Annotated in this window: 19 protein-coding genes and 2 tRNA genes; 13 read left to right on the top strand and 8 right to left on the bottom strand. The window is 61.7% G+C overall.

Annotation, left to right across the window (positions count from 1 at the left end; genetic code table 11):
- Positions 1-69: 69 nt before the first annotated feature.
- Both trxB and trxA read left to right on the top strand, forming a co-directional pair.
- The gene (gene trxB, locus WHH00_RS18605) at positions 70-1,026 is read left to right on the top strand and encodes a thioredoxin-disulfide reductase (protein WP_400517864.1); all 957 of its coding nucleotides are present in this window, start codon (positions 70-72) and stop codon (positions 1,024-1,026) included.
- 36 nt (positions 1,027-1,062) lie between these two features.
- Positions 1,063-1,389, top strand: coding sequence for a thioredoxin (trxA, locus tag WHH00_RS18600; protein WP_188810651.1), 327 nt, complete (start codon positions 1,063-1,065; stop codon positions 1,387-1,389).
- A 4,251-nt stretch (positions 1,390-5,640) separates the two neighbouring features.
- On the opposite strand, the gene WHH00_RS18595 is transcribed toward trxA, so the two are convergent.
- The 8 genes from WHH00_RS18595 to rpmH all read right to left on the bottom strand — a co-directional run bounded on the left by WHH00_RS18595 (position 5,641) and on the right by rpmH (position 11,357).
- A complete protein-coding gene (locus WHH00_RS18595; protein ID WP_406635113.1) occupies positions 5,641-6,927 on the bottom strand; it encodes a ParB/RepB/Spo0J family partition protein in 1,287 nt (428 codons plus the stop codon).
- A gap of 63 nt (positions 6,928-6,990) precedes the next feature.
- On the bottom strand, positions 6,991-8,058 hold the full coding sequence (locus WHH00_RS18590; RefSeq protein ID WP_406635111.1) for a ParA family protein: 1,068 nt from the start codon (positions 8,056-8,058) through the stop codon (positions 6,991-6,993).
- Between the two features lie 89 nt (positions 8,059-8,147).
- Positions 8,148-8,798, bottom strand: a complete 651-nt coding sequence (gene rsmG, locus WHH00_RS18585; RefSeq protein ID WP_231454238.1) for a 16S rRNA (guanine(527)-N(7))-methyltransferase RsmG — start codon at positions 8,796-8,798, stop codon at positions 8,148-8,150.
- Positions 8,799-8,819: 21 nt separating this feature from the next.
- Positions 8,820-9,386, bottom strand: coding sequence for a protein jag (locus WHH00_RS18580; protein WP_400517317.1), 567 nt, complete (start codon positions 9,384-9,386; stop codon positions 8,820-8,822).
- Positions 9,386-10,366 carry a membrane protein insertase YidC gene (gene yidC / locus WHH00_RS18575; RefSeq protein ID WP_400517316.1) on the bottom strand — a complete coding sequence of 327 codons (981 nt, stop codon included), beginning with the start codon at positions 10,364-10,366 and terminating at the stop codon, positions 9,386-9,388. The genes WHH00_RS18580 and yidC overlap by 1 nt, the downstream gene beginning before the upstream one ends.
- A gap of 15 nt (positions 10,367-10,381) precedes the next feature.
- Entirely contained in the window at positions 10,382-10,777 is a 396-nt protein-coding gene (gene yidD / locus WHH00_RS18570; protein ID WP_406635108.1) for a membrane protein insertion efficiency factor YidD, read from the bottom strand.
- Positions 10,770-11,180 carry a ribonuclease P protein component gene (rnpA, locus tag WHH00_RS18565; protein WP_231454160.1) on the bottom strand — a complete coding sequence of 137 codons (411 nt, stop codon included), beginning with the start codon at positions 11,178-11,180 and terminating at the stop codon, positions 10,770-10,772. The genes yidD and rnpA overlap by 8 nt, the downstream gene beginning before the upstream one ends.
- 39 nt (positions 11,181-11,219) lie before the next feature.
- Positions 11,220-11,357, bottom strand: a complete 138-nt coding sequence (gene rpmH / locus WHH00_RS18560) for a 50S ribosomal protein L34 (protein ID WP_003800212.1) — start codon at positions 11,355-11,357, stop codon at positions 11,220-11,222.
- 467 nt (positions 11,358-11,824) lie between these two features.
- Here rpmH and dnaA point away from each other — a divergent pair, with 467 nt between their 5' ends.
- From dnaA to WHH00_RS18505, 11 genes are all read left to right on the top strand, one after another.
- Positions 11,825-13,249 carry a chromosomal replication initiator protein DnaA gene (gene dnaA / locus WHH00_RS18555; protein WP_231454159.1) on the top strand — a complete coding sequence of 475 codons (1,425 nt, stop codon included), beginning with the start codon at positions 11,825-11,827 and terminating at the stop codon, positions 13,247-13,249.
- 525 nt (positions 13,250-13,774) lie between these two features.
- Positions 13,775-14,899, top strand: a complete 1,125-nt coding sequence (gene dnaN / locus WHH00_RS18550; RefSeq protein WP_350004134.1) for a DNA polymerase III subunit beta — start codon at positions 13,775-13,777, stop codon at positions 14,897-14,899.
- 128 nt (positions 14,900-15,027) lie between these two features.
- The gene (gene gnd, locus WHH00_RS18545; RefSeq protein WP_406635104.1) at positions 15,028-15,912 is read left to right on the top strand and encodes a phosphogluconate dehydrogenase (NAD(+)-dependent, decarboxylating); all 885 of its coding nucleotides are present in this window, start codon (positions 15,028-15,030) and stop codon (positions 15,910-15,912) included.
- A gap of 47 nt (positions 15,913-15,959) precedes the next feature.
- A complete protein-coding gene (gene recF / locus WHH00_RS18540) occupies positions 15,960-17,171 on the top strand; it encodes a DNA replication/repair protein RecF (protein ID WP_406635102.1) in 1,212 nt (403 codons plus the stop codon).
- Positions 17,155-17,715 carry a DUF721 domain-containing protein gene (locus WHH00_RS18535; RefSeq protein WP_406635100.1) on the top strand — a complete coding sequence of 187 codons (561 nt, stop codon included), beginning with the start codon at positions 17,155-17,157 and terminating at the stop codon, positions 17,713-17,715. The genes recF and WHH00_RS18535 overlap by 17 nt, the downstream gene beginning before the upstream one ends.
- A gap of 380 nt (positions 17,716-18,095) precedes the next feature.
- On the top strand, positions 18,096-20,183 hold the full coding sequence (gene gyrB / locus WHH00_RS18530; RefSeq protein ID WP_406635098.1) for a DNA topoisomerase (ATP-hydrolyzing) subunit B: 2,088 nt from the start codon (positions 18,096-18,098) through the stop codon (positions 20,181-20,183).
- A 54-nt stretch (positions 20,184-20,237) separates the two neighbouring features.
- Positions 20,238-22,916: a DNA gyrase subunit A gene (gene gyrA / locus WHH00_RS18525; RefSeq protein ID WP_406635096.1), complete on the top strand. Its 2,679-nt coding sequence runs from the start codon at positions 20,238-20,240 to the stop codon at positions 22,914-22,916.
- Positions 22,909-23,586: a DUF3566 domain-containing protein gene (locus WHH00_RS18520; protein ID WP_406635094.1), complete on the top strand. Its 678-nt coding sequence runs from the start codon at positions 22,909-22,911 to the stop codon at positions 23,584-23,586. Before gyrA ends, WHH00_RS18520 begins: the two co-directional genes overlap by 8 nt.
- A 97-nt stretch (positions 23,587-23,683) precedes the next feature.
- Positions 23,684-23,757, top strand: a tRNA-Ile gene (locus WHH00_RS18515).
- Between the two features lie 69 nt (positions 23,758-23,826).
- Positions 23,827-23,943 carry a DLW-39 family protein gene (locus tag WHH00_RS18510; RefSeq protein ID WP_216636647.1) on the top strand — a complete coding sequence of 39 codons (117 nt, stop codon included), beginning with the start codon at positions 23,827-23,829 and terminating at the stop codon, positions 23,941-23,943.
- A 71-nt stretch (positions 23,944-24,014) separates the two neighbouring features.
- Positions 24,015-24,090 (top strand) — tRNA-Ala (locus tag WHH00_RS18505).
- Positions 24,091-24,159: the final 69 nt, after the last annotated feature.

Here is a 24,159-nt window from a genome sequence, read left to right as displayed (position 1 = left end):
ATCAGCAGTTGTGCCATGTGGCCGGCCTCCACGAGGGGCGCGTCAACCAAGGAAGAGGTTCACCGTTCAGTGACCATCGCAGAAAACACCGCGTCCGACGTACGTGATGTCATTATTGTCGGCTCCGGCCCGGCTGGCTACACGGCAGCTGTCTACACAGCCCGCGCCAACCTGAAGCCGCTGCTGCTGGCCGGCTCCGTCACTGCCGGCGGTGAACTCATGAACACAACGGATGTTGAGAACTATCCGGGCTTCCCGGAAGGGATCATGGGCCCGGACCTGATGGAGAACTTCGAAAAGCAGGCTGTCCGCTTTGGCACGGAGATCCAGTTCGAGGACGTCACCAGTCTTGACCTTGAAGGCCCGGTCAAGACGGTCACCATTGCAACGGGCGAGAGCTTCAAGGCAAAGGCCGTTATCCTCTCAACAGGCTCGGCATACCGCGAGCTCGGCCTGCCGAACGAGAAGCGTCTCTCAGGGCACGGCGTCAGCTGGTGTGCAACCTGCGACGGTTTCTTTTTCAAGGATCAGGACATTGCCGTGATCGGCGGCGGTGACTCTGCAATGGAGGAGGCCCTGTTCCTCACCAAGTTTGCCAGGTCAGTAACTGTCGTCCACCGCAGGGACTCCCTGAAGGCTTCGAAGATTATGGCTGACCGCGCCCTGGCCCACGAGAAGATCAGCTTCGTCTGGAACAGTACAGTGGATGACGTCATCGGCGACCAAAAGGTCACCGGTTTGAAGGTGAAAAACCTCCTTGACGGAAGCATTTCGGATCTTGCAGTTACGGGGGTGTTCGTAGCGATCGGCAACGACCCCCGAACCGATTTGGTCAAGGATGTCCTGGACCTCACCCCGGAGGGCACCATCGCTGTGGAAGGCCGCAGTTCCAGGACCAGCATTCCTGGCGTCTTTGCTGCCGGCGACGTGGTGGATCCCACCTACCGCCAGGCGATCACTGCTTCGGGCTCCGGCTGTGTTGCGGCGATCGACGTTGAGCACTACCTCGCAGACTTGCCCGCGTAAATACCGTCACGATATCCGAAGAGAGAGATCAGGTTAATGAGTAACGCCAAAGACGTAACAGATGCCAGCTTCAGCACGGACGTACTGTCCTCAGAAAAGCCGGTAATCGTTGATTTCTGGGCTGAGTGGTGCGGCCCCTGCCGCAAACTGGGCCCGATCCTGGATGAGATCTCCGTCGAGTACAGCGAGAAGGTGGACGTGGTCAAGGTAAACGTCGACGACAACCCGGCTATCGCTGCCGAATACGGCATCACCTCGATCCCCGCCGTTTACCTCTTCCAGGGTGGGGAAGTGAAGAGCACAGTCATCGGCGCCAAGCCCAAGCAGTTCTTCGAAAAGGAATTCGCGGACGTTCTGTCCTAGGAGTTTTCTAGTTCAGCTGAATTGAACAGAATAGTGGCCACTGCACAACGGTGGCCACTTTTTTGTTGCCAGCTGCCAGCTGCAGGCTACGTCGCCACATTGCGACCACTTCAGTCCCTAAACGTAGGAAAAGCGCTGTGTCTGTGTACGACAACGCGGCGGCCCACGTGTTTCACGTGAAACATGACTCTTGACTAGCGTGCTCGAAGCTGAAGCAGCAATGCGGCGCGGTTTGGTCCAAACCTGAGCCCAAGAGTAATGTGCTCTCGCAACTTGCGGAGGGCTTCCACGTACTTGGTGCACCTCCTGACGATCAATAAGACATCTGGCGAACATCTTCTCCGCAAGCTGGCAAGTGAACGGCTACGTCGAAGTCAGGACATAGGCATGAAAGAGCTTTTCCCAGACCGCGTCATCAGCTGAAAGCTCCACCCAGGCCAGAACAAAGCACAGCAGGCGGGAAAGGCCGGCCCGGTGTCCTCCGGAACAGCTTGGGCGTCGTAGACGCAGGATCCCCAAGTAACTGTTAGGCTGCCTGCGCGACCATAGTAGCCGTTGCCCGGGTGATGCCGCGGTTTCACGTGAAACATCGAGTGGGCTGAAAAATGGCCACGTGGAGTTCCCGTGCCCCTAAACATATTGCCCTTTTTTCTCATACGGCACACGAACAAACAAGAAAAGTGCATGGGGCGATTATCGGGCTCAGGCGCTGGTTGGCAAGAAATTCCAGCGCCGGCCCACCCCTACCCTGCTCCTGGGAGAGTGGGTGGCGACAGAGCTAATGCCCAAGTGGCACTAGCAGAGTTGGCCCGCTGCGCGCCCTTTGGGATCAGTCGACCTGCGCAGTACACCCCGCCCAGTGCGTTAGAAGCACAGTGGGCTTGCTCCCCAGACGTGGAAGGCCGACCGCGGCCCCAGCATGCCGCGGTTTCAGCCAACCATGTCACCGACAGGCATGAGCGTCCCCTCCGCAGTCGATTTGCCGTGGGCTGCAAAACGCGATCCTTGTGCATGCTGACGGTCACCAGGCGATCTTCCATCCTAACGTCGTAGGCGGACCACGTACTGTGCGGGTATCTGAGGAGTCATGTACTCAAAGCGAGTTCAGGCTAGGGGGCGAGAGGCCGTGGACCCGCAGTAGTACGAATATCTTGTGTGGCGCGGAAACAGTCGCTCTTGGATGCAGACCCGCTCCAATAGGAACGCCAGTATCGAAGTGCGTTTTCCGCTCACCGGGAGTAAGGCTTGGCGTTCAACCCGTAGTCCTGACGTGCGCGCATGGTCAGAAGCGCTTGTAGGCCACCTACTGTTTCACGTGAAACAGAATGCGCGGCGGGCGGTCCAATCTCATCGAACAGCGATGCAGCCCTCCGCCAAGGTGCAGCATCTTGGCAGTAGGACGCCGGCAATCTGACTTGAGCTGTAGACGCGCCGATGTCATCCCATTGGGGCTAGCGATGAAGGGGCCCAGTTCTGCATTGCGTCATCTTGTCGCCTGCAATGGAGATGGCTAGGAGGGGTGTGCGCAAGTTGTTCTCATGCTCAGCGCGGATGACTTGGCACGCTGCTCAAAAGGATGGCCTTTCGTCTGACCGAGCATAGGAAAGGGAGTCGCAGAGCTGCTGGCCGGTCCATTCGCAGGGCACCAGGGGGACTACACAAGAGGGGAAACTGGACATCTCCAGGGAAATGTAGGCTTTGGTTTACAGACTTACCTGATGGGCGCTGAGTTGGGATTGGCGTCGACTTGGAAGCCGCGCCGCGTCAAAAAGAAGCGAAGGGCCTTGGGCTCCAAGACAGGTGGTGACCGACGTTGACCTTCCTACAGCGCCAGCGAGCTGCCAGGGGGTCTGGACCATGATAGATATCCACAGCGTTTTCCACAGGGCTACTAGCGAGTATTCACAGCAATATCCACAGGGCGAATGGTCGGTGGCATCGCCACCTACTTGACGGAGATCGAAACGTATATGTCCGCCAGTCGGCAACTGCAAGTAGTGTTGCATCTCACGGCTCTGGGCTTTCGGGTCGGGCGGTTCTCACGACGCCGGACCTTCGCTGGAACTAGCTGTATTCAGGCTGTTTATTCCACCTTGTGCGCACCGAGCGCGGCAATCCGCCCAGTGTTTCACGTGAAACAGCCAGGGCGTCACTGCCGGTGACCTGTGAGACCCAAAACAATGCCACCAGTCCTGCGACCCCGTGTAGCAAGACGGCCCTAAAACTCGTCAATCCGGCAGCTAGCTATCCACATAGTTATCCACAGCGTTTTCCACGGCCTGCGTTACCAGTAGGAAATGGCCCGCTGCCGAAGAGACAGGGGGAGAGACCGTTGTCCTAGCCCTGCATCAGAGAGGTAAGGAGCCGGTGACCACTAGAGACAAAGTCCGGGTTCGTGCTCTGCCAGGCAGGCACACGATAGTGAAACCTTGTGGCGCCTGTCGCAGTTCTAGATGCCCACATGGACCATATTCCGGGATACAGTCAGTGGCTGAACCCCCAAGGCTGCGCAGGAGTCAACGAGGACCGGAATGGCACCGGGCAGGGGAGCGCTTCCCGGATGCCCCCCACTGGCGGACGAAGCCGAAATCCAAGCGTCACGTTAACGATGTCCATCGCGTGTCCCGGGTCCAAACACAAGGACGCCAGACCGGTTACGGCACCGGCAGCGGCACCGGCACCGGCACCGGGCGACGATAGATGTCCAGAAATTGGCGCCCATGGACCACCGATGCAGTGGTCCAGGGAAATGGCTCAGATTCGTATGGTCGAAGCTCGGAGTAAATGCCGGCCGCCAGCGGGCCTGCGCCGCTATTCAGCTACAGTGCGCTCCACGCTGATGCAACTACCTGCGTGTCCTTCTCCTGCTCAGAATCTGCCCTCGCAAACCCCACGTCTGGATCGTGAGGTGTGCTGACCCGAAGCTTGGAAGGGGCTTCAACGCTAACTCAGGCATGAGCCTCAGCTTAGACTCCTCGTTCTGACCAAGATGGGTCCCAGGTCGTCCCTTCCGGTTGATTCCTGTTTCACGTGAAACAGGCAGCGCACCAGACGTCGATCGCGGGACCGAACAGGCAAAGAGCCCGACATGGTGCCGTCCTCCGCCCCAGGCCCGAGCCGAGAGGTCTCCGTGCCCACATCTATAGACAAGCGAATCCGACCAGCGGTCGTTGGCCTGGACGAAATGCGAGTTGGACAGCTTCCTGGGGCCGAGGTCAGAACTACCACTTGACTACATGTGCCATCGCGAAGCTTCATCCAGCGCACATCGTCAGCGCCAAAACTGCACAAGGAAACGGTCGAGAACCGCACGGCGCCTGCAGCACGCATAGTTTTGCCCTGTCCACCTAAACCGAGGAAGACTACAGCTCTCTAGCTTCTTTCCTTTTAGGGTGATGACAAGGGCTAATTCCACTGAAGCCGAATACCGTTCTACGCAGGAAGGGCCAGCAAGTTACGACGTGAAGGGCGCAGTCGTATCCATACCGGCACATGTTCCACGTGAAACATCGAAGGATTGCCCTGCAGTTGGGGGATAAGCGCAAATGTTAAATCGAGCGGTTCAAAAACCCATACACTGGCCTAGCTTAGGACAGCACTGTTGATTTACCGCGGCCTCGATGCAAACGTAGTGGCTCCACCGCTGTGAGAGGACGATGCTTGTTGCCAAGAGTGACTACCTCCGCGGGCTTAACGGTTATCCAAATGGCCGGCCAGCCCATATAGATATGCGTCGCTCCGCCAGCCAGCACCTGCCTCCCTAACTCGCGACCCGGCGCTGCCCGATTAGGTGCCAGTCTGCCTAAGGAACAGTAGGGTGAAACTCCCAATAGCGCCCACTGACGAGGAGTTTCACGTGAAACATGGCCCCACCTGGCGGAGCAATCACAATCGTGCCTGGTGCCATTACGTATCCGTCTTAGGCCTGCATGAAGCCTTACAGCTGCTCCGGGGAAGTTTGAGTTTCGCATCGGCGGTTGACTAGCAAGCGGTGATGCCTGAGCGTTTGCGCCTAACTACTGCGCAAAAGTGCGGGAAATGGAGGTGACGGGCTTAGCTAGCAGCGCTTCGACACACGATCCCGCTCGGCACAACTCCATGAGCCGCAATTGCGCCCGCCCCAAAACGGCCGTTGTTGCTGGTGCTCCCACATAGAACCCGACATTTACTGCGAGCAGTCCCTACGAGGGACCCCCCGGAGACAAGTAGGGCCCGATTCGATATGAACCGGGCCCTACTCGTAAAAGATGGTTAGCCACTCTGGCCGGGAGCCAGGACCTCCATAATGCGGTTCAGGTCCTCGACGCTCGCGAATTCAATACTAACTTTTCCTTTACGGACGCCAAGGGAGATCTTGACGTTGGTATCAAGCCGGTCGGAAAGCGAGGATGCCAAATAGTCGAGCCGCTCATGGCGGGCTCCAGGACGGGGAATGTTGTTCTTCGTCGGTTTCCCCGGATCCTGATACAGCGTCACAGCCTCTTCCGTTGCGCGGACCGACATTCCCTCCGCAACGATCTTCTGAGCCAAGCGCTCCATGGCGGCAGCGTCAGGAAGAGCCAGGAGGGCGCGAGCGTGGCCTGCGGACAGAACACCGGCCGCTACACGGCGCTGTACCAGCGGAGGCAGCTTGAGGAGCCGCAGGGTGTTCGAGACCTGCGGACGCGAACGGCCGATGCGGTCCGCCAGCTGTTCGTGCGTGGTCCCAAAGTCTTCCAGGAGCTGCTGGTAGGCCGCAGCTTCTTCCAGGGGGTTGAGCTGGCTGCGGTGCAGGTTTTCCAGGAGCGCATCGCGAAGCAGGTCGTCGTCGGTGGTGTCCCGGACGATTGCAGGGATGGTTTCGAGGCCAGCGGCCTGAACTGCCCTCCATCTGCGCTCACCCATAACGAGCTCAAAGGGCTCACTACCTTCTTCGGTTGACTTCCGCACAACAATTGGCTGGAGAACGCCGATTTCACGTACCGAGTGAACGAGCTCAGCCATGTCGTCTTCATCAAAGACAGACCGCGGCTGTTTGCGGTTGGGATGGATGTCAGAGACCGGAATCTCTGCAAAGCGGACACCCGGCACTTCCACCAGATCAACGCCGTTGTCGTTCCATGCAGGAGTTTCATTGCGCCCACCGGTGGTACCTGCCGAAGCAGCCTCCTCCGGCGTGCCCGCCTGCTCCTGCCCTGCTTTGTCAGCATCGTCGACGCTGTCTGCCGGTGTAGCCGGTGCTTCCGTCTTGGCCTTAGCGGCAGCATTCGCCTTCGGTGCCGTCGTACCGGCTTGCGTCCCCTTGCTTGCAGCAGACTCGGCTGAAGGTTTGGCTGAGGAGGATTTGGAGGACGCAGCCGCAGCACGCCTCTCTTCCGCCGGCTTCGACGGCAGGGTCTCGGCTGCCTTATCCAGAGGCTCGGTCTTCTTGCGTCCCTCAGGAAAAAAGAGATCTACCGGACGCGAGACGGTTGCAGCATTGCCCGACCCGTTGGCGGCGGCGGAACTTGGAATCAGCGCACCCAGACCGCGGCCCAGGCCGCGTCGTTTCTCGCTCATTGGTAATCCCTCCAGTGGTAGAGCCGGGCATCGCCAGGCTCCGGTCGTTGCAGTTTGAAGATTTTAGCGCTCTGCTATTTCAGCAGCGGCTTCCAGATAAGACAGGGCTCCACTGGAGGAAGGGTCGTACGTCATCACCGTCTGCTGGTAGCTTGGCGCCTCAGATATGCGGACCGAGCGCGGAACGACAGCAGACAGGACCTGGTCCGGGAAGTGCTGGCGTACCTCGGCCGCAACCTGGGCTGCAAGATTGGTGCGGCCGTCGTACATGGTCAAAAGGATCGTCGAAACAACCAGGTCAGCGTTCAAGTGCTTCTGGATCATCTCAATGTTCTTGAGCAGCTGGCTTAGTCCTTCCAGTGCGTAGTACTCGCACTGGATGGGGATGAGTACCTCGTTGGCTGCGCAGAAAGCGTTGACGGTCAACAGGCCAAGGCTCGGCGGGCAGTCAATGAAGATGTAGTCGAGCCGCTGCTCGCCGTTCTTCTCGCGTGTTTTGGCATAAACGTCAATCGCACGCCGGAGCCGCTGCTCGCGGGCCACCAGGGAGACCAGCTCAATTTCCGCGCCTGCCAGGTGGATGGTTGCGGGTGCGCAGATCAGGTTCCCGATGTCCGGGCATGGCGCCACCACATCTGCGAGAGGGACGTCGTTGATCAGGACATCGTAGATGCTGTCCACGTCCGCGTGGTGTTCGATCCCCAGGGCGGTGGATGCGTTGCCCTGAGGGTCAATGTCGATGACCAGGACATTGAGGCCGGCCGCCGCAAGGGCCGCGGCAATGTTGACGGTGGTGGTGGTCTTCCCCACCCCACCCTTCTGGTTGGAGACCGTGAAGACGCGGGTGTTCGTCGGCCGCGGCAGCTGGCGGCCTACCAACCGCTCACGCCGTTTCGTTTCGTGCGCAAGCTCCCGGGCTATGGGGCTTGAATCATCAATCGCATCGATTACATTCGATCGCCCGCCAGCGGTTGTTTCACGTGAAACGGCTGCTGACTTGGAGGCATTCGAAACCTTTTGCGGGTGAACTCCACCTCTACCGGGGGCCGCGAGAGGACCAGCGACAGAACGTGCTGACCCCAAAGACACAAACGGGGGTATCCGCTGTGTGGAGGCTTCACTACTGGTCACTGGGGCACACTCACTCTCGTTCAGCCAAATTTGCTGCCGTTGTCTAGCCTAACTGCTGGACCCGGCAGAGTTGGGCCACCGGGCCCGAACTAGGCCTTCTTTTGGGACTTGTTTACAACGATACGAACCACGGTGGTGGGTTCCTCCAGGAGGTTCTCACCAACAGTGAGAACTGACGTCTCCACACCCCCAAGCTTACGGATGGTCTTGGCGGCTTTTTCGATCTCATCTGCCGCGCTGCGGCCCTTGATGGCAACCACTTCACCCTTACCGGCAAGCAGGGGAATCGTCAGGCCGGCGAGGTTACTAAGGGCGGATACGGCCCTTGCCGTCACTACGTCCGCCTCCACGTGGCCCACTGCCAGCTCGGCCCGGGTCCGCATAACCGTCACGTTGTCCAGCCCGAGGTCGTCAACCACTTCCTGGAGCCAAATCACCCTGCGTTCCAGTGGTTCGATGAGGGTCAGCTCCAGGTCGGGCCGCGCAATCGCGAGGCACAGCCCGGGCAGGCCGGCACCGCTGCCGACGTCGGCAACATGGCTCCCCTCAGGGATCTCACTCTCGATGACGGCGCAGTTAAGGACATGCCGGCTCCACAGGCGGGGGATCTCACGCGGACCGATCAGGCCCCGCTCCGTGCCGGAGGTGGCCAGGTGTTCCACATAACGCTTAGCCAGGTCCAAACGGTCGCCGAAGATCTTCTCCGCGGCAGCAAGTTCAGCCGGCGTGATGTCAACCATGATTAGCGGATCAGCCATTCTCTACTCGGCGGATACTACGATGTGGCGTCCAGCGCCTTCGCCCTCGGACTCGCTGACCAGTCCCAGGTCGGCGACAGCATCATGGACGATTTTCCGCTCGTAGGCGCTCATCGGTTCCAGTGCCACCGGCTGGCCACTTTCCTTCACTGAAGCTGCGGCGTCCTCGGCAATCTTCTGCAAGTGACCGGTACGCTCCTGGCGGTAACCGTTGATATCCAGCACCAGCCGGGAGCGGTTCTCCGTTGCGGACAGCACCGACAGGCGCGTGAGTTCCTGAAGGGCTTCGAGGACTTCGCCGTCCTCACCCACCAGGCTGTCCAGGGCATCGGACTCTTCTTCGGTCACGATGGAAATGTACGTGCGTCCGTTGCGGACCTCAATGTCGATGTCGCCATCGATGTCGGCGATGTCCAGGAGCTCCTCAAGGTAGTCCGCTGCAACGTCCCCCTCTTCCTCCAGGCGGCTGGCTGATGAGGCCCGGGGCAAGGAAGCCTCCCCGTTCTCGGACGCGTCCTGATCGTCGATGATCTCCTCGGACAGGGCGTGTTCGGTACTCTCGGCAGACATTACTTCTTCTTCCTGTTCTTGCGTTGTGGCTGGATGCGCTGGCCCTTTGCCTGGGCCACGGCCGCGGCGGCAGCAGCGTCCTCGGCGGCCTCGTCCTTCTTGCCGCCCAGGATGGGCAGCGCCGGAAGGCCCTTGGCAGCCCGGCGTTCGGCGAGGGCCTTTGCAGCGGGGGATCCCGGCGTCGGCATGCGGCGGATCACAAAGAACTGCTGGCCCATGGTCCACAGGTTGGTGGTGGTCCAGTAGATGAGGACGCCGATGGGGAAGTTAATGCCGCCCACGCCGAAGACAATCGGCAGGATGTAGAGCATCATCTTCTGCTGGCGCATGAACGGGCTGGCCATGGCTTCTTCGGACATGTTCTTGGCCATGATCTGCTTCTGCGTGATGAACTGCGAAGCCGTCATGGCGAGGATCATGAGGATGGAGAGGATCCAAACGGCGACGACGTTGCCGCCAGGGGGCGTGCCGTGAAGCAAGGTCGCGGAAAGCGGAGCGCCGAAGATTGTGGACTGATCGAACTGCACCACCTGCTCGTGGCTCATCGCGCCGATGCCCTCGCCCTCGCGGCTTGCCGTCGAGATGCCGGACAGCACGGTGAACAGTGCGAAGAAGAACGGCATCTGGATCAGCATGGGAAGGCAGGCCGAGAACGGGTTGGTCCCGTGCTTCTTGTACATGGCCATCTGTTCCTGCGCCATTGCCTGGCGGGACAGCTGGTCGGTCTTGCCCTTGTACTTGTCCTGGAGCTTCTTCAGGTCGGGCTGCAGCAGCTGCATGCCGCGCTGGGCCTTGATCTGCTTGACGAACACGGGAATCAGCGCGGCACGGATCACCAGCACCAGGCCGATGATGGACAGCGTCCACGTCCAGCCGGAGGCTTCCGGCAGCCCAATGGCGGTCAGTCCCTCATGGAATCCCACCATGATGATGGACACAAGCCATTTGAACGGAAACATGATTGTTTCAAAGAAGTCCATACTTATCCCTATTCGTCAGGCCGCACTGCGGCCTTCTCCATCAGTCCGAGCAGCCAGGTACTTGTCCGGGTTGTTCAGCACAACAATTGTGGGGGTCTGGTGTTCCGGCCATTCCCGGTGGCCGGCGGGGACATGGTCCACACCGCCGGCATTCCATGGGTGGCAGCGGCCGAGGCGCCGGACAGCGAGCCAGCTCCCCTTAACGGCGCCATGGACGGTGACAGCTTCCAGCGCATAGGCCGAGCAGGAGGGGAAAAACCGGCACACCTGGCCGTACAAGGGTGAAATCACCTTGCGGTAGGCCTTGAGAAGAATAATGAGAAGGTTCCGGGGCAGGTTCCAGAGGAACAGCCCCAAGGCTGCGGCACCACGTTGGAGAGAAGTAACGACGACGGCGGTGGCGTTACGCACGCGGTGTCCCCTCCTGTGTTGTACCGGCCGAATCCTTGGCAGCAGCCCTTGCGGGGCGGCCGGCCAACCGGACCATGGTCGATTCCAATGCGGCATTGTAATCCGACAGCAGCTGGTCCCAGCTGGCAGTTGCGGACGCCGGAAGCGCCCGGACCACTATGGCAAACCCGGTACCGTGCTCGCGCAGCGAGGCAGCACCTGCTTCTCTCAGTCTCCTCTTAACGAGGTTCCTGACCACAGCGTTCCCTACACTCTTGGAAACGATGAACCCGATCCGGCTGGGTTCGTCAGCAGCAATGGCTGCCGTATATAACACTACGTTCCGGCGTCCATTGCGGACACCGGAACGTACAGTTGTTGAAAAATCGGTTGCAGTCCTCAAACGGTTACGGGTGGCCAGCACCTTAAACTCGCAAAGAAATGTCTACCGACGAGTCAGTATTTAGGCCGACAGCTCGGTGCGACCCTTGCCACGACGGGCTGCCAGGATGGCACGGCCGGCACGGGTACGCATACGAAGGCGGAAGCCGTGCTTCTTGGCTCGACGGCGGTTATTCGGCTGAAAAGTCCGCTTGCTCACGTTAGTTACTCCAGTGGATCAAAGGTGCGCCCACCCGATCAATATGGGGAAGAACTGGCCGACGCTAAGTTTTGTATATGCACGCTTCCCCCGGCTGCTCAAGCGCACTGCGCCTAAGAGATTCAGATGGGGCCAAAAAGCGGACACAAAGGACTTCACAACGTTAGGGCAATCCAAGGGCCAGAGTCAAACCGGGAGCCCCCTGTGCGGCTATCCCCAGCTGTGCCTAACCTGCCCCCGCAACCTGTGGATGAAGTGGCTCACAGACCCGTTTTCCGAACCACACCGGTGTAATTATCCACAAGCTACTTGCCAGCTATCTTCTAGGCTTTTCATCCCCTAGAGTGGCCCAGTAGCCGATTATCCACGGACTGTGCATAACCCTGTGGATGAAGCTGAATCCATCCTGGTTCATGACTCGCGGCTGCAGGCAATGCAGGCAAAGCAAGTTTTGAGGGAACCGATTGATGACAGTAGACGAAGCCAACCACGCCAATACTGTCGGAAGTTCCTGGCGGCGCGTTATTAGCCTGCTGGAGCAGGACCACCGCGTTTCACCACGGCAGCGGGGCTTTGTCATCCTTGCCCAGGCCCAGGGCCTGATCGGTTCCACGCTCCTGGTGGCCGTCCCGAACGAGCTCACCCGCGAAGTTCTCCAGACCCAGGTCAAGGACGCCCTGGACGATGCGTTGCACAACGTTTTCTCCGAGGACATCCGCTGCGCCATCGACGTCGATACCGACCTGGTTCCCATCCACACGGAGCCGGAACCCGTCGTCGTCGAGCCGTCCTTCTCCCCGGACCAGCTCATTGAGCAGAAGCCGCAGCCCATGCTGCCCAGCACGTCGCACGAGTTCGGCCGGCTGAACCCGAAGTATGTCTTCGATACCTTCGTCATTGGTTCGTCCAACCGCTTTGCCCACGCCGCCGCCGTCGCAGTGGCTGAAGCTCCCGCCAAGGCGTACAACCCGCTCTTCATCTACGGCGATTCGGGACTGGGGAAGACACACCTCCTGCACGCAATCGGCCACTATGCCCGCCGGCTCTACAGCGGCATCCGCGTCCGCTACGTGAACTCGGAAGAGTTCACCAACGACTTCATCAACTCCATCCGTGACGATGAAGGCGCCAGCTTCAAGACCACCTACCGCAACGTCGACGTACTGCTCATCGACGACATCCAGTTCCTCGCGGGCAAGGACCGGACGCTGGAGGAGTTCTTCCACACGTTCAACTCACTGCACAACAACAACAAGCAGGTAGTGATCACCTCGGACCAGCCGCCCAAGCTGCTGGCAGGGTTCGAGGACCGCATGAAGTCACGGTTCGAGTGGGGCCTGCTCACCGATATCCAGCCGCCTGAACTTGAAACCCGAATCGCCATTCTCCGCAAGAAGGCACTGAGCGAAGGCCTGTCCGCACCGGACGACGCCCTCGAGTACATCGCCTCCAAGATTTCCAGCAACATCCGGGAGCTCGAGGGCGCGCTGATCCGCGTCACCGCGTTCGCCAGCCTCAACCGCCAGCCCGTTGATGTGGCCCTTGCCGAGATGGTCCTCAAGGACCTCATCACCGACGACGGCGCCCAGGAGATCACGTCCAGCCAGATCCTGCAGCAGACCGCCGAGTACTTCAAGCTGAGCATGGAAGAACTGTGCAGCAAATCGCGCACCCGGACCCTGGTGACTGCACGACAAATCGCCATGTACCTCTGCCGTGAGCTCACGGACATGTCCCTGCCGAAGATTGGCCAGGAACTTGGCGGCCGCGACCACACCACGGTGATTCATGCCGACAGGAAGATCCGCGAGCTGATGGCCGAGCGCCGTGTGATCTACAACCAGGTGACCGAGCTGACCAACCGCATCAAACAGCAGCAGCGCGACTCGTAGTCACCGCATCTATACCTTATTAACAGGTGCATGTGGATAAGCCTGTGGATACTTAAGGGGACAACCGCGGTTAATGGGCTTAAAACCCTTAAGGCGCCTGTGGATTCGAAAAATCGCGAAAAATGTTGTCCCCATCCACACCCTGTTTAAAACCTCCGCCGCCCACAGTCCATGAACAGGGCTAAACCGCCGGATCCTGCGGTCAGGGAGAGTTATCCACAGTTTCCACAGCAGTTATTAACACTACTAATCCCAAGAAATTGAAATCCCTCAAACAACAAGACCGGTCCGCACTCCTGAACCTCTCCAGGCCAAGCGGCCCGAAGGGGGCCTGGCTGACTTGGGGGATGGGTTAATCCCGGATCTTCCGGCTAAGCTGTCAGCAGCGCTCCCATCCTTGGGTTTTTGTGTGGTTCCTGCAGCACGGACCATGCACCAGCACGGGCGGGGCAACAACTCTTCGGAACTCCCGGCGGGACGTTTCAGGAACATCAACGCAGCAGCAATGAAAGGCGGCACCCTTCCGTGAAGTTCAGAGTCGATCGGGACGTCCTGGCAGAAGCCGTCACCTGGACAGCCCGCTCGTTGTCTCCGCGGCCGCCCGTACCGGTCCTGTCCGGTTTGCTGTTGAAGGCCGAAGCCGGCACGGTAAGCCTCTCGAGCTTTGACTACGAAACCTCTGCCCGACTGGAAATAGCGGCCGACATCAGGGACGAGGGCACCATCCTGGTCTCCGGCCGGCTGTTGGCCGACATCTGCCGCAGCCTGCCCTCTGCTCCCGTCGACGTCGAAACCGACGGCAACAAAGTGACCCTCACCTGCCGCCGCAGCAGCTTCCACCTGGCCACCATGCCGGAGGCCGAGTACCCGCCGCTTCCCGCACTTCCGCCCATCAGCGGCACGGTTCCCGGTGATGCTTTCGCCCAGGCGGTATCGCAGGTGATCATCGCCGCGAGCAAGGACGACACCCTGCCCATCCTCACGGGGGTACGGATGGAAATCGAGGACGACCTCATTACGCTCCTCGCCACTGACCGCTACCGGCTGGCCATGCGCGAGGTCCCGTGGAAGCCGGTCACTCCCGGCATCTCAACCAGCGCACTGGTCAAGGCTAAAACCCTGAACGAAGTGGCCAAAACCCTCGGCAACAGCGGCGACATTCACCTCGCCCTGGCCGATGACGAAAGCCGGCTGATCGGCTTCGAAAGCGGCGGGCGCACCACCACCTCGCTGCTGGTTGATGGCGACTACCCCAAGATCCGCTCACTCTTCCCGGACTCCACCCCGATTCACGCCACCGTTCAGACCCAGGAACTCGTGGAAGCAGTCCGGCGCGTCTCCCTCGTGGCAGAACGCAACACTCCGGTCCGCCTGGCCTTCACCCAGGGCCAGCTGAACCTGGATGCCGGCACGGGAGAGGACGCCCAGGCCTCCGAAGAGCTGGAAGCCCAGCTTTCCGGTGAGGACATCACGGTGGCCTTCAACCCCCATTACCTGGTGGAGGGGCTGAGCGTGATTGAAACCAAGTTCGTCCGGTTCTCCTTCACCACCGCTCCCAAGCCCGCCATGATCACGGCCCAGGCTGACGCCGATGGCGAGGACCAGGATGACTACCGTTACCTGGTGATGCCGGTCCGCCTCCCCAACTAATCCCCACCGCCACCCTCGCTTCGCAAGTCCCCATCGTCTCCCAGCCTTCGCAAGCTCAGGCAGGGCCCCACACAGTTGGGCTGCCCACGAATTGTTCCCACCCCCCTAGCGCAGAAAAGAGTTCCACCATGCACATTGGACTGATCGGCCTTGGCAAAATGGGATTCAACATGCGCGAACGGCTGCGCAAGGGCGGGGTTGAGGTCACCGGATATGACCGCAACCCGGACGTGACGGACGCCGGATCCATCGATGAGCTCCTGGCCGCGGTCCCCGCGCCGCGGCTCATCTGGGTCATGGTCCCTGCCGGCGACATCACCGACGCCGTCATCAAGGAGTTGGGCGAAAAGCTCAGCGAGGGCGACCTTGTGATTGACGGCGGCAATTCCCGCTTTACCGAAGACCAGAAGCACGGCGAACTCCTGGCTGCCAAGGGGATCCACTTCGCGGACTGCGGAGTTTCCGGCGGAGTCTGGGGACTGCAGAACGGCTACGGTCTCATGGCCGGCGGAGACGCCGCGGACATTGAGCGGGCGCTTCCGGTCTTCGACGCCCTGCGGCCCGAGGGGGACCGCGCGGACAGCTTTGTCCACGTGGGTGGAATCGGCGCAGGCCACTACGCCAAGATGGTCCACAACGGGATCGAATACGGCCTGATGCAGGCATACGCCGAGGGCTACCAGCTGCTGGCGTCCAAGGACATCATCAGTGACCTGCCCGGAACGTTCCGCGCCTGGCAAAAGGGCACCGTGGTCCGGTCCTGGCTGCTGGACCTCCTGGTCAAGGCCCTCGATGAGGATCCGGGACTGCAGAACATCGACGACTACGTCGAGGATTCGGGTGAGGGCAGGTGGACCGTGGAGGAAGCGATTGCCAATGCCATTCCGGCGCCGGCCATCACTGCGGCGCTGTTCGCCCGGTTCGAGTCCCGCGAGGACAGTTCCCCTGCCATGAAGATGGTGTCCGCGCTGCGCCACCAGTTCGGCGGCCACGCCACCCGTCCCGCCAAGTAATACCCCACCAGGGAACCGTGAGGTTCCCGGAATTGCCGGAAAGCCGCGTGTACCTAGAACACCTCTCCCTGACTGACTTCCGCAGTTACGCCCAGGTGGACCTTGCCCTGGGGCCGGGTGTCACCGTCCTGGTGGGATACAACGGAATCGGCAAAACCAACCTGATGGAGGCCATCGGTTACCTGGCCACCCTCAGTTCCCACCGCGTCAGCTCGGACGCACCCCTCCTGCGGTTTGGGACGGAGCGCGCGCTGGTCCGGGCAAGGCTGGTCCGTGGGGAACAGATTACTGTCCTGGAACTGGAAATCAACGCGGGGCGGGCCAACCGCGGACGCATCAACCGCAGCAACCCGGTGCGGGCACGCGACCTCCTGGGTATCTGCCAGACAGTACTTTTCGCGCCGGAGGACCTGGCGCTGGTCAAGGGCGATCCTTCCAACCGCCGCCGTTTCCTCGACGAGCTGCTGGCAAGCCTCGTTCCACACCACGCCGCCACCCGCAGCGATTACGACCGCGTCCTGAAGCAGCGCAACGCCCTGCTGAAATCTGCCCGCGCCGGCAAATTCACGCCCGCCCACGAGGCAACCCTGGATGTGTGGGACCAGCACATGGCCAAGGCCGGGGCCGAACTGCTGCACGCGCGGCTTGAGCTGGTTGACCGCCTGCGGCCGCATCTGGGCCGCGCGTATGCGGAGCTGACTGATGCGTCAAAACCGGCCGACGCCGTCTACCGTTCCAGCCTCCAGAACCATATGGACGACGACGGCGCCCCGCTGGTTGGTGCCGCCGGCACCAGTGCCGGGGGTACTTCGGCTGACGTGGAAGACCTGCGGCAGTTCTCCGTGGACCAGCTCGCGGACCGGTACATCAAGGCCTTCGCAGATTCGCGCCGCAAGGAGATAGAGCGGGGCATTTCGCTGGTGGGTCCGCACCGTGACGAACTGGAACTCATCCTGGGGAACGCCCCGGCCAAGGGCTATGCATCCCACGGTGAAACCTGGTCCATGTGCCTGTCCCTTCGGCTCGCCTCCTATTATGTGATGCTGGATGACACCCGGACCGGAGGGTCTGCCCCCATCCTGATCCTGGACGACGTTTTTGCCGAGCTGGACGTCCAGCGCCGGCGTAAACTGGCCGCAATAGTCTCCGGCGCGGAACAGGTCCTGGTGACCGCCGCCGTCGACGCCGACATCCCGGAAGAGCTCTCCGGACGGCGGGTGAAAGTCATCCCGGGAGGTATCGATGAGCAGGGACAATGAAAAAGGCGGCGGGCTCCAGCCTGGCCGCGACCCCGACAACATCGATGCTCCCCAGGTTGCCCTGAACAGGATGCGGGAGGCCGCCGCGGCGCGGGGCGAGATCCGCAGGACGGCATCCCGCCCGGGTTCCGCCAAAGCCAAGAAGGGCGTCCGGGACACCCGCGGCTTCAGCCAGTTCCACGCCAGCGGCCGCGACCCCCTCGGCCTGGGCAAGGTGGTGGGGCGGCTTGTGGCCGAACGCGGCTGGACCTCGCCCGTGGCGGTGGGATCCGTCATGGCGGAATGGGCCACGTTGGTTGGCCCCGAAATCTCGGCCCACTGCACGCCCGAAAGCTTTACCGACACCACCCTCCACGTCCGCTGCGACTCAACCGCCTGGGCCACCCAGCTCCGGCTCCTCAGCACCAGCCTGCTGGAGAAGTTCCGGGTGGAGTTGGGCGACGGAGTGGTGACGAAGATCCAGGTTTTGGGCCCCTCCGCACCGAGCTGGCGCAAGGGCGGCCGGTCCGTCAACGGACGGGGTCCCCGCGACACCTACGGGTAGCGACGGCAGCGGAGTCTTGAAAATCGACGTAACGGCGTGTAGAGCCCTGAAAGGGCGGGAGGGTGTATAGGCACCCGGAGGCCGTCCTGCCAGCGCGCCCTAGGCGTGGCCAACGGCCTCCCGCAGGCACACCACTGCCCGCGGAAGGCCCGGGAATGCGGGGAAATGGCCGTCAGCACGGTAGAATCGTTGTAGATAACTGGGCGCGGGTGAACGTTGACTGGGTCCGTTTTCCGCGCGTTTTACTCCCGCGGAGCGCGGCTCCACCGTCAGCCATACATCGGCGCTACAAGTTTGTGCCTGTTGGCGGATGACTTCCTGCGGTAACCGGGGAAGGAGTCGGCCGGCCATTATCGAGAACAGAGGAGTCGACAGCGCCTGTGGCTAACGACAATACAGATATTCTGGCAGCTGAACCCGCAGTCGAGGATGCCCGTACGCCTGACACCCCGGCCGCATCAGGGACGCAGCGCGAATACGGCGCCAGCGACATCACTGTCCTTGAAGGCCTGGAAGCCGTCCGGAAGCGGCCAGGCATGTACATCGGCTCCACCGGACCCCGCGGACTCCACCACCTTGTCTATGAGGTCGTGGACAACTCGGTGGACGAGGCCCTGGCCGGCTACTGCACGCACATTGAGGTTATCCTTCAGGCGGACGGCGGCGTGAAGGTTGTGGACGACGGCCGCGGCATCCCCGTGGACATGCACCCCACGGAACACAAGCCCACGGTTGAAGTGGTCATGACCATCCTGCACGCCGGCGGAAAGTTCGGCGGCGGCGGATACGCCGTCTCCGGCGGACTCCACGGCGTCGGCATTTCCGTAGTGAATGCCCTGTCCAGCCGGGTGGATACCGAAGTACGGCGCCAGGGGCACGTCTGGCGCATGTCCTTCGCGGACGGCGGCAAGCCGCAGGGCAGCCTGGTCAAGGGCGAAGAGACAGACCGCACCGGCACCACCCAGACGTTCTATCCGGATCCGGCCATCTTCGAAGTTACCGAGTTCGACTTCGAGACGCTCCGCGCCCGCTTCCAGCAGATGGCCTTCCTCAACAAGGGGCTGCGCATCACGCTCACGGACGAGCGCACCTCCGCTGAAGCTGACGGCGACGCAGACCTTGACCTGGACGCCGTGGCGACGGAGGGCGAGGTCAGTGCGGAGCACCGCACCGTGGTGTACCAGTACGACGACGGCCTGCTGGACTACGTCAAGCACCTGAACTCGGGCAAGAAGGTGGATGTGGTCCATGAGGACGTCATCGCCTTTGAAACCGAGGACACGGATCGGAAGATCGCCCTCGAAATGGCCATGCAGTGGACCAACGCCTACTCCGAGAGCGTGCACACGTACGCCAACACCATCAACACCCACGAGGGCGGAACCCACGAAGAGGGCTTCCGGGCAGCGATGACGTCCCTGATCAACCGCTACGCGCGCGAGAAGGGAATCATCAAGGAAAAGGACGACAACCTGACCGGCGATGATATCCGGGAAGGCCTAACCGCCGTCATCTCCGTGAAACTCGCCGAACCCCAGTTCGAAGGCCAGACCAAAACCAAGCTCGGCAACTCCGAGGTCAAGGGCTTTGTGCAGCGCGTGGTCACGGACGGCCTGGGCGACTGGCTGGAGCGCAACCCCGGCCCTGCCCGGGACGTCATCCGCAAGGCGATCTCCGCAGCGCAAGCCCGCATGGCCGCACGCAAGGCCCGGGACAACGCCCGCCGCAAGAGCCCCCTGGAATCCTTCGGCATGCCCGGCAAGCTCTCCGACTGCTCCTCGAAGAACCCGGAAAAATGCGAGGTCTACATTGTGGAGGGCGACTCCGCCGGCGGTTCCGCCAAGCGCGGCCGCAATCCGGAGACCCAGGCCATCCTTCCCCTCCGCGGCAAGATCCTGAACGTGGAACGCGCACGCCTGGACAAGGCGCTGGGAAACGCCGAAGTCCAGTCCATGATCACTGCCTTCGGCACGGGTATCGGCGAGGACTTCGACCTCTCCAAGCTGAGGTACCACAAGATCGTCCTGATGGCCGATGCCGACGTGGACGGCCAGCACATCACAACCCTGCTGATGACCCTGCTGTTCCGCTACATGCGGCCCCTGATCGAGAACGGCTACGTCTACCTGGCGCAGCCGCCGCTCTACCGCATCAAGTGGTCCAACGCCGCGCACGACTACGTCTACAGCGACCGCGAACGCGACGCCAAACTCGTCGCCGGCCAGGCCGCCGGGCGCCGCATCCCCAAGGACAACGGCATCCAGCGCTACAAGGGCCTCGGCGAAATGGACTACACCGAGCTATGGGACACCACCATGGACCCGGACCACCGCACGCTGCTGCAGGTGACGATGGACGACGCCCTCGCCGCCGACCAGATCTTCTCTGTCCTCATGGGCGAGGACGTCGAGTCACGCCGCAACTTCATCCAGCAGAACGCCAAGGACGTCAGGTTCCTCGATATCTAGGACAGAGTCCGGTAGATATTCGGTGACTGACATATACCTGAAACGGAATTTAATATGAGCGACGAAACACCCGAGAACCCGGCCCCCGAGGACGGCGCTCCGGACACCGTTCTTGAAGGCGATGTGCTGATAGACCGCGTGGAGCAGGTTGACCTGCAGACTGAAATGCAGCGGTCCTACCTCGACTATGCAATGGCTGTCATTGTTGGCCGTGCCCTCCCCGATGTCCGCGACGGACTGAAGCCCGTGCACCGCAGGGTGCTCTACGCAATGTTCGACGGCGGATACCGTCCGGACCGCTCCTTCAACAAGTGCGCCCGCGTGGTGGGCGAGGTCATGGGCCAGTACCACCCCCATGGCGACACCGCGATCTACGATGCACTGGTCCGCCTCATCCAGGACTGGACCATGCGCTACCCGCTGGCACTCGGCCAGGGCAACTTCGGGTCCCCGGGCAATGACGGCGCTGCCGCCCCGCGGTACACCGAAACAAAGATGGCTCCGCTGGCCATGGAGATGGTCCGTGACATCGACGAGGAAACCGTCGACTTCCAGGACAACTACGACGGCAAGAACCAGGAACCCACCATCCTGCCCGCCCGTTTCCCCAACCTCCTGGTGAACGGCTCCTCAGGCATCGCCGTCGGCATGGCCACCAACATTCCGCCGCACAACCTCCGCGAAGTAGCCGACGGCGTGCAGTGGTACCTGGCCAACCCCACGGCCAGCCGCGAGGAACTGCTGGAGGAACTCCTGCTGCGGGTCAAGGGCCCCGATTTCCCCACCGGCGCCACCATCCTGGGCCACAAGGGCATCGAGGACGCCTACCGGACCGGCCGCGGCTCGGTCACCATGCGCGCCGTGGTGAACGTGGAGGAACTCCAGGGCCGCACCTGCCTGGTGGTCACTGAGCTTCCGTACCAGGCCAACCCGGACAACCTGGCCATCAAGATCGCCGAACTTGTCAAGGACGGCAAGATCCAGGGGATCGCCGACCTTCGGGACGAAACCTCGGGCCGCACCGGGCAGCGGCTGGTGATCGTGCTGAAGCGCGACGCCGTGCCCAAGGTGGTGCTGAACAACCTTTACAAGCACACAGAACTGCAGAGCAACTTCTCCGCGAACATGCTGGCCATCGTCGACGGCGTTCCCCGGACGCTGAGCCTGGACGCCTTTATCCGGCACTGGGTAACCCACCAGCTGGACGTCATCGCCCGCCGCACCCGGTACCGGCTGCGCAAGGCCGAGGAAGAAGCCCACATCCTGCGGGCACTGCTGAAGGCACTGGACATGCTGGATGAAGTGATCGCCCTCATCCGCGCCTCCAACACCACCGAAGCCGCGCGTGACGGACTGATGGAGCTGCTGGACATTGACGAACTGCAGGCCCGGGCGATCCTGGACATGCAGCTGCGCCGCCTTGCCGCCCTTGAACGCCAGAAGATCCAGGACCGGCACGCCGAACTCGAAGCCCTGATCGCCGAGTACAACCAGATCCTTGGCTCGGAGCAGCGCCAGCGCGAGATCATCAGCACCGAGCTGGGCGAGATCGTGGACAAGCACGGGGATGACCGCCGCACCAAGATCCTCATGGGCTTTGACGGTGACATGTCCATGGAGGACCTCATTCCCGAAGAGGAAATGGTGGTCACCATTACCCGGGGCGGCTACGTCAAGCGCACCCGCAGCGACAACTACCGGTCGCAGCAGCGCGGCGGCAAGGGCATCAAGGGTGCACAGCTCCGTGGTGACGATGTGGTGGAGCACTTCTTCGTCACCACAACGCACCACTGGCTCCTCTTCTTCACGAACCTAGGCCGCGTCTACCGGGCCAAGGCGTACGAACTGATGGAAGCCGGCCGCGACGCCAAGGGCCAGCATGTGGCAAACCTGATGGCATTCCAGCCGGACGAGCACATCGCCCAGGTCCTGGACCTAAAGGACTACCAGCAGGCTCCCTACCTGGTGCTTGCAACCAAGCGCGGGCTGGTCAAGAAGACCCGCCTGGAGGATTACGACACCAACCGCTCCGCCGGCGTTATTGCCATCAACCTCCGCGACGGGGACGAACTGGTGTCCGCGCAGCTGGTGTCCGAAACGGACGACCTCCTGCTGGTGTCGCGCAAGGGCCAGTCAATCCGCTTCACCGCAACAGAGGATGCGCTGCGCCCCATGGGACGGGCAACGTCCGGCGTCACCGGCATGAAGTTCCGCGAAGAGGATGAGCTGCTGGCCGCCAACGTGGTGACCGACGGCTCGTACGTCTTCATCGTCACCGAGGGCGGTTACGCCAAGCGGACGGCCGTGGAGGAATACCGGCTCCAGGGCCGTGGCGGGCTGGGCATCAAGGTGGCCAAGCTCGCGGAAGAACGCGGCGACCTGGTGGGGGCACTGATTGTCCAGGAAGAGGACGAGGTGCTGGTGGTCATGGAGGGCGGCAAGGTGGTCCGCTCCTCGGTTGCCGGCGTCCCCGCCAAGGGACGTGACACTATGGGCGTCATCTTTGCCAAGCCGGACAAAAATGACCGGATTATCGAGGTGGCACGCAACAGCGAACGGGGTCTAGAGGGCGAGGAATCGCTGGAGGATGACGTAACGTTGGCTGAAGATGGCGGATCCCCCGAGGATTCCACCAGCCCAGCAGTGGCAGATGAATCACCGGCCGTTGAGTCAGAGGACGCCTCGGGCGACGCTGAGCCGAACGAAGACTACACGGAGGTAACGAGTGAGTAATCCCGACTCATTTCCCAAGTCGAACAGTGCCGTTCCCGACGGCAACCAGCCCTCGGCCGCACCCCGGGTAAACGCCCCCGTTCGTCCGCAGCAGCGCCCGGCCGCGCCCGCCGCCGCCCCCGGGCAGCGCCCCGCCGTTCCCGGCCAGCGTCCCGGGCAGGGCCAGAACGAACGTCCCGCAGGCCAGCCCGGCCAGCGCCCGGGCCAGGGCCAGCCCGGCCAGCGGCCCGCGGCAGCCGGCCAGCGTCCTGCAGGGGCTCCGGGCCAGGGCAATCCAGGCCTTGTGAAGCCTGCTCCGAAAGCAAAGGTCCGGCGCGCCCGGCTGCTCATCAGCAAGGTGGACCCGTGGTCTGTCCTGAAGATGGCCTTCCTGCTGTCCGTGGCGCTGGGAATCGTCACGGTTGTGGCCGCCATTGTCCTGTGGACCGTCCTTGACCTGACGGGCATCTTTGACCAGGTGGACAGCCTGCTGGGCACGCTGGCCGGCTCCGAGGGCGGCGGCTTCGAGCTGAAGAAGGTGGCTTCCCTGGGCCAGGTGGCATCCTTCGCCACCATCATCGCTGTGGTGAACGTGGTCCTGCTGACCGCACTTTCCATGCTTTCTGCTGTCCTCTACAACATCTCGGCCACCCTGGTGGGCGGCATTGGCGTTACCCTCACGGACGATTAAGGTCCAGTTTCCGCAGGCCTGACAGCTGCGGAAAGGCCCGATTTGAGATCGGGCCGGGATGTGCTGTAAAGTCATGTCTCGGCTCGATGAGGCATCGGGGCGTATAGCTCAGGCGGTTAGAGCGCTTCGCTGATAACGAAGAGGTCCCAGGTTCAAGTCCTGGTACGCCCACGGAACCTGTGCAGGTTCAAGTGTAGGTTTGGATTGCGTAACCCGCAGCCGGACCGGAACGGGGAGCTAGTGAAGAAGTTGCTTGTATTGGCAGCGGCAATCGCAGGCGTCCTGCTCTACCGGAAAGCACAGGAATCCGAGGCTCGGAAAGATGTCTGGAGCAAGTCAACCGACACGGTGGACTAGCCCCGGCGCCCGGACGGGAGCTGGTCAAAGGCTCCCTGGTTCTAGGGTATGATTGACGGGTTGCTTCTTATGGGGGCATGGCGCAATTGGTAGCGCACCTGCTTTGCAAGCAGGGGGTTCGGGGTTCGAGTCCCCGTGCCTCCACCATAGGAAAGTCCCGGTCAGCGGAAACGCTGGCCGGGACTTTTGTTTTGGCGGCCGGACTGCGCAAATGTC

Origin of the sequence: Pseudarthrobacter quantipunctorum, assembly GCF_045291495.1 — a bacterium.
Lineage (GTDB): Bacteria > Actinomycetota > Actinomycetes > Actinomycetales > Micrococcaceae > Arthrobacter > Arthrobacter quantipunctorum.
This window is presented reverse-complemented; position numbering and strand designations above follow the sequence as displayed.